Source organism: Duganella sp. GW821-FHT01E12, assembly GCF_059422325.1.
Map to the genome: position 1 here is coordinate 1 of NZ_JBWKWR010000002.1, position 16,983 is coordinate 16,983.

Consider the following 16,983-nt stretch of genomic DNA (forward strand, 5'->3'; position numbering starts at 1 on the left):
CCTGTGCAATACAGAACTCAGCCCTTGGCTGCTTAGCAAACTATACCGTCCAACTATTTGGGGTCAGTTCACGAAGGTTGGCCTAACTCATTGATTCTATTGGTCGGGGCGAGAAGATTCGAACTTCCGACCCCTTGCACCCCATGGCCGAGTTAACTCTTCCTTTAGCATCCAGGAACGTCCATCCATTGAGCAACATCATTAATAATCAATGGCTTGGCGCTACCATCCGTCTATACCCATCCGTACTCATCCAGTCCTAGCCGAGCGTCTTGTTGGGGTATTTGTTGGGGTATTTTTTGCTCCTCTTGCGACCCCTTGTAAAAACCTCCGGCCCATTGCAGGGCTGACGTTCTGGAATACAAGATGCCTAGGATCACACAGAAGGAATTGTTGGCGATTACGACGAAACAAGTCGGACTCGTCGTCCGGGATGATGGCGGACTGTTCGGGCGCGTACGCGTGAAGGCCGACAACAAACTCACGATTCCGTTCTACTACCGCTACCGGCATGGCGACAAGCTGCACGACATCTCATGCGGCTCCTGGCCGCATGACAGCCTGGCGCAGATCAGGGAAGCCCGCGATGCCGCGCGCGACCGCGCGGCCACTGGAGCCGATCCTGCCACGGTAAAAAAGGTGCAGAAGATCGAGGTTCAGGAGGCGCTGGAAGCGAAGCTGGCCCAGGTCGAGGCGCAACGCGAGGCAGGCCTGACGGTGCGCGATATGTTCGACGTCTGGCTGCTGGACGGCGTGCGGCGCAGGAACGATAACGCAGAATTGAAACGACAATTCAATGCCGACGTCTTGCCCAAGATCGGCGGCGTCGCCGTACGCGCACTGACGGAGCACGATCTGCGTCACGTGCTGCGTACCATGGTGGCACGTGGCGCCAACCGCAGCGCCGTCTCGCTGAGGAACAACCTGAAGCAGATGCTGAACTGGGCACAGAAACGGCAGCCGTGGCGCCGCCTGCTCGTCGAGGGCAACCCGATGGATCTGATCGAGATCGGCCGCATCGTCAGCCCGGACTTCGATCCGCGCGGCGTGCGCGAGCGGGTGCTCTCCCCTGCCGAGATTCACGAGTTGCACAGCGTCCTCGACCGCGCACGGAAGGAGTATGCGCAGGCGGCAAACAGGCGCATCGCCGTGCAGCCAATCGAAATCACAACCGAATGCGCGATCTGGATCATGCTGTCCACCCTGTGCAGGGTCGGCGAGCTGACCATGGCACGCTGGGAACACGTCAGCTTCGAGCGCGCGGAATGGTTTATACCAAAGGAAAACGTGAAGGACCGCATCAGCAGTCTGACGATCTCGCTGTCCGATTTCGCGCTGCGGCATTTTCGCCGCTTGTACGATTGCAGCGGGGACACCGACTGGTGCTTCCCGAACTACATGGGCACGCTCCACATTTCCCCGCGAGCGATCACCAAACAGATCAGCGACCGGCAAACCATGTTCAAGCACGGGCGCGACGGCGGGCCTCGCGCCAAGATGACGCATCGCCGCCAGGATGATCGCTTGGTGCTACAGAGTGGGAAACACGGAGCGTGGACCGCGCATGACTTGCGCAGGACGGGTGCCACACTGATGCAAAGTCTCGGCGTCACGCTGGACGTCATCGACCGTTGTCAAAACCACGTACTGGCAGGAAGCAAGGTGCGCCGCCACTACCTGCACTACGACTATGCCCGCGAAAAACGGGACGCATGGAACAAGCTAGGACGACAGTTAGAAGCAATCGTAAATGCAGAAACTGTCGCAGCTTTGCCCGATAAATAGCGAGCCGTTGAGCATCCCCAATTTGCCGCCTCGTGAGCTGGACCACTATCGATCAAGTGATCCTATTCATCGAGGAGGCAACATGGAATACAGATACACAGGCGATGTCAACAAACTCCAAGGCCACACGCCGGTCGGTAGCGGCGAATGCGTCGCCTTGGTACAGATGTATGCGAACGCACCCCGCACGCTGCACTGGAGAGCCGGCAAGCACGTTCTGGACGCAGCACGGATCGCACCGGGAACCGCCGTCGCGACGTTCTCCAGCCCGGTCGCCGGCTTCATCGGAAAACACGGCAGTCACGCAGCGCTTTTCATGTACTCCGGCCCCAAGGACATCACCACCGGCAAACCGAAATTCATCGTCGTCATGGACCAATGGAAAGGCCGCAGGATCAAGTCACGCCGCATCGACTACTATAGTCCGGAAGACGCCAAGGCCAGGCGCATCATGGACTGCGACAATGCCGACGCCTTCTACATCATTCGCTAATCATGCATACAGCAGCTTCATTTTTGATCGCGGCGCTCAGCGGAACAGCTACAGCAGATGTTCCGCAATGTCCGACTGAGATCAGCGCCTCGGCGGTCCAGATCAAATCCGCGCCCGGCTGGAAAGGAATAGTTCCAACTCGACTGTTGCTCACGAATGCCAGCCTTGTTATTGGATCGCCTGACATAGAGCCAAGAGCCGAGTTACGGGGGAAGCACTCGCAAATCAACGCCAGGCTTGAGAAGACCACCTACAGCGGCTTGGCGGCTCGCGAAAAATGGTTGATCTGCTCTTACGGACTAGGAAGCGAAATAGAACAGGCCTACCGTCTTCCCGAATCAATAGACAATTGTAACGTTCGGCGTTCCCGGAGTAAGGACAACGAAGTCGGTATAGAAGTCTATTGCACAGTCAAGCATTCAGACTAGTCAGCCGGATTGGGAAGATTGACCGCTCGCCCTACCTCTAATCCCTCGCAGTGTGATATGCGATTGTGCGAGACTTTACGCTAAAAACATTCTCTGTCCGCGAAATCGGCAGGTGTTAAAAGGGACAATACACGTTAAGGCATAGCTTTCTTCAAATGGAAGATCAATGTCAGTTAACTCCCAAAGTGGTCGCTTAACGCTTAACTTCAGTTGCGGGTGAAAGCATAGCTTTTGCTGGGGCACCGGAAGGGGGCGTCAGATGGCGGCTAAACATAGTAACAATGGGTGGGTAACCACGTGCTCCTACCAGAAGAGTAAGGCCAAGCACAAACAGCCATTTATGGATGCTGTACTTTCTAAGGATCGATTTTTCAAGTTCTTTAACTCGGGCTTCTACCTTTAGAATTGCCTGAGCTCGATCATCGATGATCGTTTGTAAGTCCGCAGGCTCAATTTGGTTCGGCACAGAAATTTCTGTAATGCCTTGCTCGGCGACAGCCGTCAATTGTATATGTTCGTTTTTAATATCTATTAAATGGGAGTTGGTTTTATAGGCCACAGGCAACCATTCGAGTCTGGACAAACCAGCGAAACCAGATATGAGCAAGCTTGCCCATCCAAAAAGTTCGCACATGTCGGCCAGTTGATTAGCACCAAACTTCGCTGTTTGAACCGCGAGTCCTAGCAAAGTAAAGATCAATGCCAGAAGATAGAGCTCAAACTTCTCTTGGAGCTGACGAGAATATTCAAGATTACTTATGGTAGATTGATCACTCATATGTCTGACTGAAAATGTATGCCGATTCGAGAAGTCAAATTAGCCAAACGGACGCAGTTCTTCAAGCGCTAGCAGAGCTAGAAACGCCCCAAGGCTATAACGCCTTGGGGTCAGTTCCCCGCCCCCTCTCCTAACGACTGTGAGCGCTCGGCGGGATTCGGCTAGCCGTTCAAATTCACTGCCGTTTAATAACACGAAATAGTATTTCAAGGGGCAAATTTTCATTCACTCCATTAAATAGTAATTAGTTATTAATTTAAAATTAGAAATTAGAAATTAGAAATTAGAAATTAGAAATTAGAAATTGTTAAAACAACACCTTCCTGGACTGCAATTGTTATTGGAGAACTTTCATTACGTCTACCGCCTGATTGGCAAGCAGAACTAAAATTCGCTCTATTGCTATTTCAGAGCGATAACTAGTCACACCCTTATATTCGCCAATCGCCCAAGAGATTAAAAAGACAAAATCATGCCCTCTAATACATATTTTAGGGTCACCCTTAGTTTTCGCAAACCATCTATAAAATGCCTGATCAAAACCAGCTTTTATCTTAAGTTTAGATTTTTTTGCCAGAATTTTATTAGTGTAACCGTCACGATCAAAATCAATTAGCCCATCTTTAATTTTTAATGATTTTGAAAAATCAATCCAAGATAAACCCAAAGATAATTCTTTATCGGTTAATCTTAAACAATATATCTGCCGTAATGTATCAATAAAGGATCCGCAGAAGCCCTCCCACGACGAAATTTTGCATTTTGATAGCGTTATAAAAATCTCTCTAAAGAAATCCTCGGTAAGATAATATGTCTCGATTGAAGTAGTATCTGTCCAGCGTAACCTAGGTGTTGATTCTAGAGGTCCAAACCAATGATCCAGGTCCCTATCTACCAAACAACGATAAGCGCATTCCGCTTCGATAACTCCTAGCTCTCGTGCCAAGGTAATTACACGCTGCTTATTTCCCTCAGTTAAGTCGTGCGAAATTAATAAAGACGGCGGAACATCTATGGTATCTATCTCGTAAACTATTCTGGACGAGAGATTATTCTTTGTAATAATTTGATCAATAATTTCTTTGTCAAAAACACCCTCGACATAAACATCCTTCAATTCTGGCTCCAACTCGTGCCGGGCGATCAAATCAGCAATACTGCGTCGGGTATCGTCTTTCATTCCACACTCACCAATTTAACCACATTGCTACGATGCTGAGAAAGCAGTTCTATAGAATGAGAAGCGAAGATAAATTGAACCCTGGCCTCATCGGCGATACCCAGCAATGCCTGAATTAATTGGCGCTGCCATTTTATATTGAGTGAAATCTCGGGCTCATCAATCATAAATACACTGGGCGTATCCCTTGCGACCAATACGTTACAGAATAAAAGAAGGAGTTGTTGCTCACCAGAGGAAAGTTGATTTGGCTCAAGATCTTCATTATTCCTATTTTTAAAGATGAAACCTTGAGTTAACTTATATGTAATGGTTTTATCACTTAATAGCGAATTTACAGTTAGAACAAATCTATTAATTAATTGATATATCGGGTTGATTGCCTTTAAGCGACTGTCTAAACTTTCAATATACGGCTTAAGTAGATTTGCAGAAAGAATTTTCTTCGGTCTACTCCGAGTCGCTAACGCTTTTTTGAATTCATTTGTGGAGAGTTCTGTAGTTAATTCATATTTTGCAAACTCTGCCGACGTAGCTTCAACAGTATTTAGTTGTTTTATTAAAGTGGCGTAATCTGGTTCGGCCGCAACTTCTTTGTTAGCTGTTGGACTGTTGAGATGTTTCAAAACATTGGCGTACACCGAATGCACGTTCTCCGTTCCACGATTCGCGCTCAACAATGCTTTTTTAGACATCCATTTACTTGCAGCTACTAGCGCTTGGGAAAGTGCAATCTCTCGCGATCTTGAAATTAAATCGGTAATTTTCTTTGAATCTTCGTAATGCATAAGCCGACGAAACTCAATTTCATCATTTGCATCTGCTACCACATCACTATCCAATCTACGATCCGCACTAAGAATGTAGGTGGCAGGAATTATAGTCTTAAGTGTTTCCATATAAGACTTCTCGCCCCACGCCCCAGCATCCTTAGGTATCGTCTTATTTTTCTTGCGACGAATGTAGTAAGTTCCATCTTCGGAAATAGTAATAAAATCATCCTTGACGATTTCTGAACGTGAGTTTTTCGGCGCATATTCCCAAGTAACTAAAGTTTTTGTTTTATTTTTTATGGTTAGAGCCAAAAATTTAATACCTTCTTCATATTTGAATGTCGCCCCCAAGCTATAGCCGGAAGAAAGATCAATTTCTAAATGTTCAAACTTCGCCTTGTACAAAGCGGTTCGATGCCCCCGATCATTTGCAGCCGAGAGCAAGTGGAACGCTAAACGTAAGATCGTACTTTTCCCGACGCCGTTATCTCCATATAAAATTGCTGCATTCAGGAAATCGGAATCTTTCGGCAATGAATATGTGTACAAACCGAAAAGCTTAGTAATTCTAATTTTGCGTATTATTTTATTATCCATAAGATTTTCAGTTGTTAAACTATATGATTCTATTTTTCCAAAATCAGATGTTGGCCGAACTCGGCCAACCCCTATTACTTAATCAAGAAGTCATCCTTATTTTCCCAACCAACCAGAGCGGGGCCCGGCATCGACCAGTCCAAGTCTCATGAATCTTGATATTTCGATACTTCGCTGGAATAGGTTGACAGACTTGCCGGTTTTTCCTTAACGCCGCTGCCAAGATCGTTCAGAGCCAGATCGTAAGCCTTCATGATTTCTGCAAGCCAATATTTTTGATAATTTTTTCATGCATAACCAGCATAACATTCTTGCCACCAAGGAAAATTCACAGTTTGTCACAGCCGGCTGCCTAACTTAAAACTGAGAGCATATCGTCCTGCTCTAGCGGCCTAAGTACACCGCCGTAATTTGTTCACGACCGTGGCCCATTTCTTCTGACAGTAGCAAACGCGCGGAAAGGTCGCGCTGCTTCTGCTCCGGCCCCAGCTGAGATGATCGAGGGCCTCCTCGCGCCGGGCTTTGCCAGCCGGTGAGCTGGCGGTAGCGTTCCTGCGCATAATTGTGGCGTAGCCCATGAACACCGTGAATTCCAGCCTTATCGCACTGCGCGCGAAAGCGCTGAAGCTGATCGCGGTATCGCAGGTTAGGCGTGATGAGACTACCGCCAGCAACAAGCCGCTTGGCATCATTGAGCACGGTGCGTTGTTCCGGCGTGCGAATGGAGATCTCGCGATACTTGCCGCCCTTGGTCCATGCGTCCTTGAGCTTCAGTCGATCGCCGCCATCGGCCCACGCGGGAACGATCTTGATGCTTTCCTCCCGCCGCAAGCCAAACGCGGACTGCAATCGCAAAGACATGGCCGTGTAAGCATCTGTGATCTTCGCCAGGCGCGCATCGTCAAGCACCTTGGCCTTGGAGATGTTGGTGACAAAGATGCGCTTGTCGATGTCGTAGCTGGCGTTGTCGCGCGCGATGATGTTGTCCTTGCCGATCTTCTGCGCCCACCATCGCATGGCGCTCATACGGTTCTTCATCGTGCCTGCACTAACGCCATCAGCCTTCCACTGCTGCACCAGCGCGTCCACATGCTTGGGACGCAGACTGTCAGCATTCATATGGCGATATCCGAGATCGTGCAACTGGTTGGCGACGTGCGACAGTATCCGCGCGCGGTCGGATTGCGTGGCATAGCTGCCATCGCGATTGCGGTCGCATAGCTGCTTGAGTTGATAGTTCAAGTCGCGCATCGCATGCTCCTAAAATCAAACTTGGTGTGATCGAGTCAGATGAGTGTTTCTAGCCACCGTGCTTGCCGCAGCAAGGACGGGTTGTAAAGGCTCCGGGACACCACTCCCGTGTATGCGGTATGTTCACTGCTTGCCCGCGCCGCATGCGCGTATGGCGCCGCGATCCGCTCCTTGTAGAAGCCTGATCGCGGTGGGACCAGTTACCCAGGGTCCATGGGGTGTGCCTCGCACACGTTGTCGGCCCACGAGGGGCAAGGTTGGCAAGCAGCGTTCTGCTGCGCTGATAGCGGTAGATCCGCTGTCACTGGCCGCCGTCACTGAGAAAACAGCGCCGGAGCCCATATAGCGCTTGGTTGCTAGCGCGTCGTCACTGGCAGCAGGCCGCCAGTAACGACGCGCGGTTTGCGCCGCGGACTAGGGCGGCGTATCGACATGCACGCGGCGGCAGATCGCCGCGTGAGGTGGTGACGGTGCGTGAATGCGCACGATGTGACGCGCAGCTCCCTCGAGGGAAGGATGCGCAATATGGATGCAGCCTATCCAGACTGATCGCGGGCTCGCTCAAAGGCGAAGCCAATCTAAAAACAAATGTGGAGACTAAGGGCGCGTGACGAGCGCTACGCCTGGCGCGATGCCAAGTTGCGCGAAGGGCGATCCCTTCGCGTCGAAAAGCACATTGTCCTCCACCTGGCATCGCGTCGGCATCACCTACCTAAAATTCTCATCGATTTATTTGTCGACGAAGCTGGCGAAGAATCGACACCAAAAACGGGACCCATTTCAGGTCGCACTTGCGCAGCAATCGGAGGACAGTGCTGGCAGCACACAGCCAATGGAGGAAGTCATGAAACGATCACCCCTGCCCCGCACCACACGAATGATCCGCCTGCCGGAAGTGATGGCGATCTGCGGGCTGTCGCGCAGCACCGTCTACGCTTACACCAAGCGCGGCGAATTCCCGGCGCGGGTTAAGATAACCAGGCACGCTTCGGCATGGGTTCGGGAAGAGGTGCTGGCCTGGGTAGAAAGCCGTATCCACGCCAGTCGCAGTTGTACCCCAACACCGGCAGAAAATCGTGAGACTGGGGTTTGACCGCTAAAAGAAGTTTGTTGGGGTATTTGTTGGGGTACAGACTTGTAAAAACAACAAAGGCCAGTCCGAAGACTGGCCTAAGCTGTTGATTCTATTGGTCGGGGCGAGAAGATTCGAACTTCCGACCCCTTGCACCCCATGCAAGTACGCTACCAGGCTGCGCTACGCCCCGACGAATTTGAGATTATAGCAGCGACTTTAAGTATTTGTCATGTTTGCTTTCAACTTGATCGCAACACCCCCGCCCAACCCAGGAGTAAGATAGACTTTTCCGCTCGCCATCGAAAGTCTGCATGCCCTCGCCCGCCGAACTCGCTGCGCTCGACCAAGCAGCCGACCTCGTCCGCCAGGCCGATACCCTGCTCGTCGCCGCCGGCGCCGGCATGGGCGTCGATTCCGGCCTGCCCGACTTCCGCGGCAACGAGGGCTTCTGGAAAGTCTACCCCGCCCTCGGCCGCGCCGGCATGGCCTTCGCCAGCGTGGCCACGCCCTACACCTTCCGTTCCGATCCGACGCTGGCCTGGGGCTTCTATGGCCATCGCCTGCAGCTCTACCGCGACACCGCGCCGCACGCCGGCTTCGCCCTGCTCAAGGCCTGGGGCGACAAGATGGCTGGCGGCTACGGCGTCTTCACCAGCAATGTGGACGGCCACTTCCAGCGCGCCGGCTTCGACCCGCAGCGCATCTACGAATGCCACGGCTCCATCCATCACCTGCAATGCATGGAACCCTGCGGCCCCGATATCTGGGGCGCCGACGGCTTCGTGCCGCAAGTCGATACCGAGGCTTGCCGCCTGCTGAACGCCGCGCCGCAATGCCCGCACTGCGGCGGCATGGCGCGGCCGAATATCCTGATGTTCGGCGATTGGGGATGGAACGAGCGCCGCGCAGTGATGCAGGAGGCGCGCCTGCAGACCCTGCTGCAAGCGGCGCAGCGTCCGCTGGTGATCGAGTTGGGCGCGGGCGTGGCGATACCGTCGGTGCGCAATTTCAGCCAGCGTGTAGTCGTCAAGCACAGCGGCCGCATGATACGGATTAATCCGCGCGAACCGGATGTCGCCAGCCCGCGCGATGTCGGCCTGGCGATGGGCGCCCTCTCCGCCCTGACGGCGATCGCCGCCTTGCTATAAACGGTTTATACCAATTTGACCGCGATGCCGGACAGCCCGTCCACCTTGCCCACCAGCGTCTGGCCGCGCACCACGGCGCCCACGCCTTCCGGGGTGCCGCTGAAAATCAGGTCGCCCGGCGCCAGCGCGAACAATGTGGACAAATTGGCGATGGTCTCGCTGATCGACCAGATCAGATGATCGATGGTGGCCGACTGCTTGGTCACGCCATCCACCTCCAGCCGGATCGCCGCGTGGTTGATGTCGCCCGCTTCTGCCGCGCGGTGGATCACGCCCACCGGCGCCGAGTAGTCGAATGCTTTGCCGATTTCCCACGGGCGGCCGGCGTCGCGCATTTTGAATTGCAGGTCGCGGCGTGTCATGTCCAGCCCCACCGCGTAGCCGAAGATATGCCCGGCCGCGTCCTCCACGGCGATGTCGCTGCCGCCTTTGCCGATGGCGACCACCAGTTCGCACTCGTAGTGCAGGTTACTGGTCGCCTGCGGATACGGCAGCTCCAGCACGGCGCCCGGCGCCACCGGGACGACCGCTTGCGCGTCATTCGGTTTGCAGAAGAAGAACGGCGGTTCGCGGTCAGGGTCGAAGCCCATCTCGCGCGCGTGCGCGGCGTAGTTGCGGCCGACGCAGTAGACGCGGCGTACGGGGAACAAATCAGCGGTGCCGGCGACCGGCAGGCCGACGATGTCGTGGGCGGGTATGACGTAGGATGGCATGATGCTCCGATGGCTGGAATGGGAGATCAGGCATGGTACAACAGCCTCCGCCCGCGTGCAGCGGACGGAAACAATACGAGACAAATCAGGTCATCAGCAGCGCGCGCATGGCGACGCGGAAGGCGTCCGCCAGGCTGGCGCGGTCCATATTGGGCCGGTACAGCGCGCGTATGGTCAGGCCATGGAAGTAGGAGATCAGCGTGTCGAGGCGGCCGTCCAGCAGCACGTCGTCCACCGGCAAGTTGCGCTGTTCGCGCCCGCGCTTGACCAAGGCCCGCAACTGCGCCCGCGAGACTTCCTCGTTTTCGCGCATCTTGGCAGCGATGACCGGATTGCGCGACGCCTCGGCAAACATCTCCAGCGGCACGCTCCATGGCTGCGGGTCGAGCGACTCGTCGATGTGGATGGGCGCATCTTCCAGTATCGCTTCCAACGGGTCCTCGCGCGTGGCCAGGTCGCGCAGCAAGCCCGATACATGCTCGGCCTCGCGCGCCACAAAGGCCAGGATGATGGCGTCCTTGCCGTCGAAGTAGTTGTAGATATGGCCGGCGCTCATGCCGGCCTGCTTGGATATCTCGGCCATGCTGGCCCCATGGAAGCCGCTGCGCGCAAAGCAGACGGCGGCCGCCTCCAGCACCTGATTGCGCCGGTTCTGCGCCCGTTCCGGGTCGGTACGTCGTTTTGCGATGGGTGCGGTCATGGAGTCTTCCTTGGGTAACGGTCTTGCCTGAGGCGGTACTGTGGCGAAGCCGACCACTTTTGTCAATTTATCAGCAATCGAAGGCGGCGGGCGCGCAACACTCGGCGCCCGCCGCCGCTGGCGCCCTAGCCGCGCTGCGGCGCCACTTCCGGCTGCCAACCTCCGCCCAGCACCTTGTACAAGGTGACGGCGTTGCTGGACTTGCCCAGCCGCGCGGTGATCAATCCCTGCTGCGCCGCGTACAGCGCGCGCTGCGACACCAGCGCGTTCAGGTAGGAGTCCGCGCCCTTGCGGTAGCGCGCCTCATGGATGCGGAAGCTCTTGTCGGCCGCATCGACCAGCGCCTGCTGCGAGGCGATGCGCTCGTCCAGCGTGCCGCGCTGGGCGAGCGCGTCGGCCACTTCGCGGAACGCCACCTGGATCGCCTTCTCGTACTGCGCCACCGAGATGTCGCGATTGGCCTTGGCGATATTCAGGTTGGCGCGATTGACGCCGCCGTCGAAGATCGGCAAATTGATCTGCGGGACGAAGCTCCACGTCGACGATCCCGCCTTGAACAAGCCGGACAAATTGCTGCTCGCGCTGCCGCCCGACGCCGTCAGCGATATGCTGGGGAAGAAGGCTGCGCGCGCCACTCCGATGTTGGCGTTGGCGGCACGCAGCGCGCGTTCGGCTTCCTGCACGTCGGGCCGCGATTGCAACAGGTCGGACGGCAGGCCGGCCGGAATCGCCGCCAGCCGCGTCACCGCATCCAGCTCGCCCGCGGGCAGCAGGTCCGCCGGCACGCCGCTGCCGACCAACAGCGTGAGCGCATTCTGGTCCAGCGCCACTTGCGCGGTGTAGACCGCCATGTCGCTGCGCGCCGATTCCACGCTGGTCTGCGCCTCGTACATGTCCACGCCGGAGGTGACGCCCGAATCGAAGCGCTTTTTGCTCAGGTCATAGGAGGTCTGCTGGCTGTGCAGCGTTTCCGCCGCCAGCTTCAGGCGCTGCTGGTCGGCGATCAGCGTCAGGTAGGCGTTGGCCACTTCGGCCACCAGCGTGATCTGCTGCGCGCGGCGCGCTTCCTCGGTGCCGAGATAGGTCTGCAGCCCGGCCTCCGACAGGTTGCGCACCTTGCCGAAGAAGTCCAGCTCATACGACGCCATCGCCAGCCCGCCGCTGTACTGGCGGTTGATGGCCGCCTCGCCGGTGCCGGTCATGGTTGACGGCGTGCGCGATGCGCTCTGGCTGGCGTTGGCCGACAGCTTGGGCAGCAAGGCCGCGCTGTCGATGTTGTATTGCGCCTTGGCCTTCTCGATGTTGAGCACCGATACGCGCAGGTCGCGGTTGTTGGCCAGCGCCAGCTCGATCACTTTGCGCAGGCGCTCGTCGGCAAAATATTCGCGCCACTGGATTTCGGACACCGGCCTGGCATCGGCTGCCGCCGCAGGCACGCCCTTGTAGGCGTCGCCGGCCGGCCAGGCTTGCGCCACCGGCTGCGCCGGACGTTCATACACCGGCGCCAGGCTGCAACCGCCCAGCAGCGCCAGCGCCGCCATCGTGATTAAAGATTTTTTCATGATTAATGTGCCTCCACAACAGCGGCAGGAGCGGCGGCCTTCTTGCTGAAGAAGCCGCGCACCAGTACAAAGAACACCGGCACAAAGAAGATGCCCAGGAAGGTAGCGGACAGCATCCCGCCCAACACGCCGACGCCGATCGCATTCTGGCTGCCGGAACCGGCGCCGCTGCTGATCGCCAGCGGCAGCACACCGAGGCCGAACGCGATCGACGTCATCAGGATCGGACGCAGTCGCAGGCGCACGGCCTGCAAGGTTGCCTGCTTCAGCTCCACGCCCTGCTCCTGCAGCTCCTTCGCAAACTCCACGATCAGGATCGCGTTCTTCGCGGCCAGGCCCACCACGGTCAGCAGGCCGACCTGGAAGTACACGTCGTTCGACAGCTTGAACACGAACGTCGCCAGCACCGTGCCGATCACGCCCAGCGGCACGATCAGCAGCACCGAGAACGGAATCGACCAGCTTTCATACAGCGCGGCCAGGCACAGGAACACGATCAGGATCGAGATCGCATACAGCTGCGTGGTCTGCGAGCCGGAGTCGCGCTCCTCCGTCGACAGGCCGGTCCACTCGAAGCCTATCCCCGGCGGCAGCTTGGCCGCCATCTTTTCGATTTCCGCCATCGCGGCGCCCGAGCTCTGGCCCGGCGCCGGCATGCCGAGTATCTCGGTGGACGGCAGGCCGTTGTAGCGTTCCAGGCGCGGCGACGCATAGATCCATTTGCCGGTCGAGAAGGCCGAGAAAGGCACCATCTCGCCGTCGGCGTTGCGGACAAACCATTTGCCCAGGTCTTCCGGCGACATGCGCGAATCGGGCTGGCCCTGCATGTACACCTTTTTCACGCGGCCACGGTCGACGAAGTCGTTGACGTAGGCGCTACCCCAGGCGGTGCTCAGCACCTTGTTCACATCGGCGATGGACAAGCCCAGCGCGGTGGCCTTCTGCTGATCGACGGTGATCTTGTACTGCGGCGTATCTTCCTGCCCGTTCGGACGCACGCCCATCAGAACGGGATTTTTGGACGCCATGCCCAGCATCTGGTTACGCGCGGCCATCAGCGCTTCGTGGCCCACACCGCCCTGGTCCTGCAGCTGCAAATCGAAGCCGCTGGCGTTACCTAGTTCCAGCACCGCCGGCGGCGCGAAGGCGAACACCATCGCATCCTTGATCTGCGAGAAGCTGCCCATGGCGCGGCCGACGATGGCGTTCACGCGCTGGCCGGCGCCCTTGCGCTCCGACCAGTCCTTCATGCGCACGAAGGCGATACCGGTGTTCTGGCCGTTGCCGCTGAAGCTGAAGCCAGCCACCGCGAACACCGACGCCACCGAGTCCTTCTCGTCGGTCAGGAAGTGCTGCTCGACTTTTTCGATCACCTTCAGCGTGCGCTGCTGGGTCGCGCCGGTCGGCAGCTGGATTTGCGAGAACAACACGCCCTGGTCTTCCTCCGGCAGGAAGGAAGTCGGCAGGCGCACGAACACGAAGGCCAGCACCGCCAGCAGCAGCGCGTACATGAGCAGCGAACGTCCGCTGCGGTTGAGCAGCGCGCCCACCCAGCCCTGGTACTTGAAGCTGCCGCGCTCGAAGCTGCGGTTGAACCATCCGAAGAAGCCGGTGTTGATCGCAGCATGGCCCTTGGCCACGGGCTTGAGCAGGGTCGCGCACAGCGCCGGCGTGAAGATCATCGCCACCAGCACCGACAGCACCATCGCCGACACGATCGTCACCGAGAACTGGCGGTAGATCACGCCGGTGGAGCCGCTGAAGAAGGCCATCGGCACGAACACCGCCGACAGCACCATCGCGATGCCCACCAGCGCGCCGCTGATCTGGCCCATCGACTTGCGCGTCGCCTCGATCGGGGACAAGCCCTCCTCCGTCATCACGCGCTCGACGTTCTCCACCACCACGATGGCGTCGTCGACCAGCAGGCCGATCGCCAGCACCACCGCGAACATGGTCAGCGTGTTGATCGAGTAGCCCAGCGCCGAAAGGATGGCGAAAGTCCCCAGCAGCACCACCGGCACCGCCATCGTCGGAATCAGCGTCGCGCGGAAGTTTTGCAGGAACAGGTACATCACCAGGAACACCAGGATCACCGCCTCCACCAGCGTCTTGACCACTTCCTCGATCGACAGCTTGACGAACGGCGTGGTGTCGAAGGCGATCACCGCCTTCATCCCGGCCGGGAACTGCTTCTCCATGACGGCGATGCGCGCCTTGACGGCGTTGGCGGTATCGAGCGCGTTGGCGCCGGTGGCCAGCTTGATGGCGACGCCGGTGGCGGGCTTGCCGTTGTAGCGGGCCAGCACGTTGTAGTTCTCGCTGCCGAGCTCCATGCGGGCCACGTCGCGCAGGTGCACGGTGGCGCCGCTGCTGGCGGTCTTGAGCAGGATCGCGCCGAACTGCTCGGCGGTCTGCAGGCGGCTCTGCGCCGACACGGTGGCGTTGAGCTGCTGCCCCGGCATGGCGGGCGCGCCGCCCAGCTCACCGGCCGACACCTCGGTGTTCTGCGCGGTGATGGCGGCGGTGACGTCGGCCGGCGTCAGTTGATAGCTTTGCAGCTTGGCCGGATCGAGCCAGATCCGCATCGCGTACTGGGCGCCGAACAGCGTCACGTCGCCCACGCCCTCGATGCGGCTGAGCGGATCGATGACGTTGGCGGCCACGTAGTCGCCCAGGTCGGCCTGCTTCATGCCGCCGTCCTCGGACACGAAGCCCAGCACCATCATGAAGTTCTTGGTGGCCTTGGCCACCACCAGCCCTTGCTGCGTGACGATGGCCGGCAGCAGCGGCGTCGCCAGCTGCAGCTTGTTCTGCACCTGCACCTGGGCGATGTCCGGGTTGGTGCCGCTCCTGAAGGTCAGCGTGATGCTGATGCCGCCGGTGCCGTCGCTCGACGAGGACATGTAGCGCAGGCCGTCGATGCCCTTCATCTTCTGTTCGATGACCTGGGTGACGGCGTCTTCCACCGTCTTGGCGGAGGCGCCCGGATACGAGCCGCTGATCGAAATCGACGGCGGCGCGATGCTTGGATACTGCGCGATCGGCAGGCCGAGGATCGCGATCACGCCCGAGAGCATGATGACGATGGCGACGACCCACGCGAAGATCGGGCGGTCAATAAAGAAACGTGACATGGCGGTGCTCCTTTACTGGGCGCTCTTGACGTTGGACGGCATGGCGCCGCCCACGGCCACGGCGGCGGCGGGCTTGGCGGCGTTGGCCGGCGCACCCGGCTTGACCTTCTGCACGCCTTCGACGATCAGCAGGTCGCCCGCGTTCAGGCCGGACTTGACCAGCCACTTGTCGCCCATGGTGCCGCCGGTGACCAGCATGCGCTGTTCGACCTTGCCTTCCTTGTTGAGCACCAGCGCGGTCGCCTCGCCCTTGGCGTTGCGGGTCACGCCCTGCTGCGGCACGGCGATGGCCTGCTCGTTGACGCCCGACTCCACCACCGCGCGCACGAACATGCCGGGCAGCAGATCGTGCTTGGGATTCGGGAACAGCGCGCGCAGCGTGACGTTGCCGGTGCCTGGATCGACCGTCACGTCGGAGAACTGCAGCTTGCCGCTTTCCGCGTACTTGCTGCCGTCCGACAGCAGCAGCGTGACCCTGGCCTGGCCGCCGGCCTGTTTCAGGCCGCCGCTTTCCAGCTCGCGCTTGAGGCGCAGCAGGTCCTCGCTCGATTGCGTGACGTCGACATAGATCGGGTCCAGCTGCTGCACGGTGGTCAGCGCGGTGGTCTGGTTGGCCGTCACCAGCGCGCCCGGCGTGACGGCCGAGCGGCTGATACGCCCGCCGATCGGCGCGTCGACATGCGTGTATTTGAGGTTGATGGACGCCTGCTCCAGCGCGGCGGCGGCCGATTCCACGTCGGCCTTGGCCTGCTCGTTGGCGGCGACGGCGTCGTCGTAGTCCTGGCGGCTCACGCCTTCGATCGCCACCAGGTCCTTGTAGCGCGCCACTTTCGGGCCGCTGGTCATCAGGTTGGCCCTGGCCTTGGCCAGCGCCGCCTTGGCCGAGTTGTAGGCCGCCTGGTAGCTGGCCGCGTCGATCTGGTACAGCGCCACGCCGGCCTTGACGTCGGCGCCTTCGACGAACAGGCGTTTTTGTATCAGGCCGCTGACTTGCGGGCGCACTTCGGCCACCTGGAAGGCGGCGGTGCGGCCCGGCAGTTCGGTCGTGATATGCAGCGCTTCCGGCGCCACCTTAAAAACGCCCACTTCCGCCACCTGCGCGTGAGGTGCTTCGGTCGTGGATTGGGAGCAGCCGGCGACGAGCGCGGCTGCGGTGATCAGGGCTGCGGCCCCCAACGGCTTGCTGAAAAGAGCTTCCATGATGGGACTTTCTGTATAAAAATTGAGCATAAGTGCGTAGAATGAACGATCATTCTAATTAAGTCAAGCAAGTTATTTGTCCATGACACGACAAAGCGTGGCGCTAGACGGGGAATTTGTCGGGCTGGCCGGGGTGTACGCCACGCCCGGTGCTACAATGAAT

General features: G+C 58.1%; 15 protein-coding genes and 1 tRNA gene. 5 read left to right on the forward strand and 11 right to left on the reverse strand.

Going from position 1 to position 16,983, the window contains the following annotated elements:
• The first annotated feature begins 366 nt into the window (after positions 1–366).
• The 3 genes from AC07WS_RS05260 (at position 367) to AC07WS_RS05270 (ending at position 2,706) form a co-directional block, all read left to right on the forward strand.
• Positions 367–1,785 (forward strand): tyrosine-type recombinase/integrase, encoded by a 1,419-nt coding sequence (locus AC07WS_RS05260; RefSeq protein ID WP_494728053.1) that lies wholly within the window; start codon positions 367–369, stop codon positions 1,783–1,785.
• 82 nt (positions 1,786–1,867) lie between these two features.
• Positions 1,868–2,278, forward strand: a complete 411-nt coding sequence (locus AC07WS_RS05265) for a BPSL0067 family protein (protein WP_494728054.1) — start codon at positions 1,868–1,870, stop codon at positions 2,276–2,278.
• A gap of 2 nt (positions 2,279–2,280) precedes the next feature.
• The gene (locus tag AC07WS_RS05270) at positions 2,281–2,706 is read left to right on the forward strand and encodes an STY0301 family protein (RefSeq protein WP_494728055.1); all 426 of its coding nucleotides are present in this window, start codon (positions 2,281–2,283) and stop codon (positions 2,704–2,706) included.
• Positions 2,707–2,899: 193 nt separating this feature from the next.
• Here the strand turns inward: AC07WS_RS05270 and AC07WS_RS05275 are convergent, their stop codons facing one another.
• From AC07WS_RS05275 to AC07WS_RS05295, 5 genes are all read right to left on the reverse strand, one after another.
• Entirely contained in the window at positions 2,900–3,484 is a 585-nt protein-coding gene (locus AC07WS_RS05275; protein WP_494728056.1) for a hypothetical protein, read from the reverse strand.
• Between the two features lie 337 nt (positions 3,485–3,821).
• A complete protein-coding gene (locus tag AC07WS_RS05280) occupies positions 3,822–4,664 on the reverse strand; it encodes a hypothetical protein (RefSeq protein WP_494728057.1) in 843 nt (280 codons plus the stop codon).
• Positions 4,661–6,034: an AAA family ATPase gene (locus AC07WS_RS05285; protein WP_494728058.1), complete on the reverse strand. Its 1,374-nt coding sequence runs from the start codon at positions 6,032–6,034 to the stop codon at positions 4,661–4,663. Before AC07WS_RS05285 ends, AC07WS_RS05280 begins: the two co-directional genes overlap by 4 nt.
• An 82-nt stretch (positions 6,035–6,116) precedes the next feature.
• Positions 6,117–6,215, reverse strand: coding sequence for an H-NS family nucleoid-associated regulatory protein (locus AC07WS_RS05290; protein ID WP_494728922.1), 99 nt, complete (start codon positions 6,213–6,215; stop codon positions 6,117–6,119).
• Positions 6,216–6,418: 203 nt separating this feature from the next.
• A complete protein-coding gene (locus tag AC07WS_RS05295) occupies positions 6,419–7,285 on the reverse strand; it encodes a phage integrase N-terminal domain-containing protein (RefSeq protein WP_494728059.1) in 867 nt (288 codons plus the stop codon).
• Positions 7,286–7,892: 607 nt separating this feature from the next.
• Here AC07WS_RS05295 and AC07WS_RS05300 point away from each other — a divergent pair.
• The gene (locus AC07WS_RS05300; protein WP_494728060.1) at positions 7,893–8,378 is read left to right on the forward strand and encodes a helix-turn-helix transcriptional regulator; all 486 of its coding nucleotides are present in this window, start codon (positions 7,893–7,895) and stop codon (positions 8,376–8,378) included.
• A gap of 95 nt (positions 8,379–8,473) precedes the next feature.
• Here the strand turns inward: AC07WS_RS05300 and AC07WS_RS05305 are convergent.
• Positions 8,474–8,550: transfer RNA gene (locus AC07WS_RS05305), tRNA-Pro, on the reverse strand.
• Positions 8,551–8,671: 121 nt separating this feature from the next.
• Here AC07WS_RS05305 and AC07WS_RS05310 point away from each other — a divergent pair.
• Positions 8,672–9,508 carry an SIR2 family NAD-dependent protein deacylase gene (locus AC07WS_RS05310; protein ID WP_494728061.1) on the forward strand — a complete coding sequence of 279 codons (837 nt, stop codon included), beginning with the start codon at positions 8,672–8,674 and terminating at the stop codon, positions 9,506–9,508.
• A 5-nt stretch (positions 9,509–9,513) separates the two neighbouring features.
• On the opposite strand, the gene AC07WS_RS05315 is transcribed toward AC07WS_RS05310, so the two are convergent.
• From AC07WS_RS05315 to AC07WS_RS05335, 5 genes are all read right to left on the reverse strand, one after another.
• Positions 9,514–10,221: a fumarylacetoacetate hydrolase family protein gene (locus AC07WS_RS05315; protein WP_494728062.1), complete on the reverse strand. Its 708-nt coding sequence runs from the start codon at positions 10,219–10,221 to the stop codon at positions 9,514–9,516.
• Between the two features lie 85 nt (positions 10,222–10,306).
• Positions 10,307–10,921 (reverse strand): TetR/AcrR family transcriptional regulator, encoded by a 615-nt coding sequence (locus tag AC07WS_RS05320; protein ID WP_494728063.1) that lies wholly within the window; start codon positions 10,919–10,921, stop codon positions 10,307–10,309.
• A gap of 125 nt (positions 10,922–11,046) precedes the next feature.
• Positions 11,047–12,483, reverse strand: a complete 1,437-nt coding sequence (gene adeC / locus AC07WS_RS05325; protein ID WP_494728064.1) for an AdeC/AdeK/OprM family multidrug efflux complex outer membrane factor — start codon at positions 12,481–12,483, stop codon at positions 11,047–11,049.
• 2 nt (positions 12,484–12,485) lie between these two features.
• A complete protein-coding gene (locus AC07WS_RS05330) occupies positions 12,486–15,620 on the reverse strand; it encodes an efflux RND transporter permease subunit (protein WP_494728065.1) in 3,135 nt (1,044 codons plus the stop codon).
• 12 nt (positions 15,621–15,632) lie between these two features.
• Complete coding sequence (locus AC07WS_RS05335) at positions 15,633–16,820, reverse strand: efflux RND transporter periplasmic adaptor subunit (RefSeq protein WP_494728066.1); 1,188 nt, start codon at positions 16,818–16,820, stop codon at positions 15,633–15,635.
• Positions 16,821–16,983: the final 163 nt, after the last annotated feature.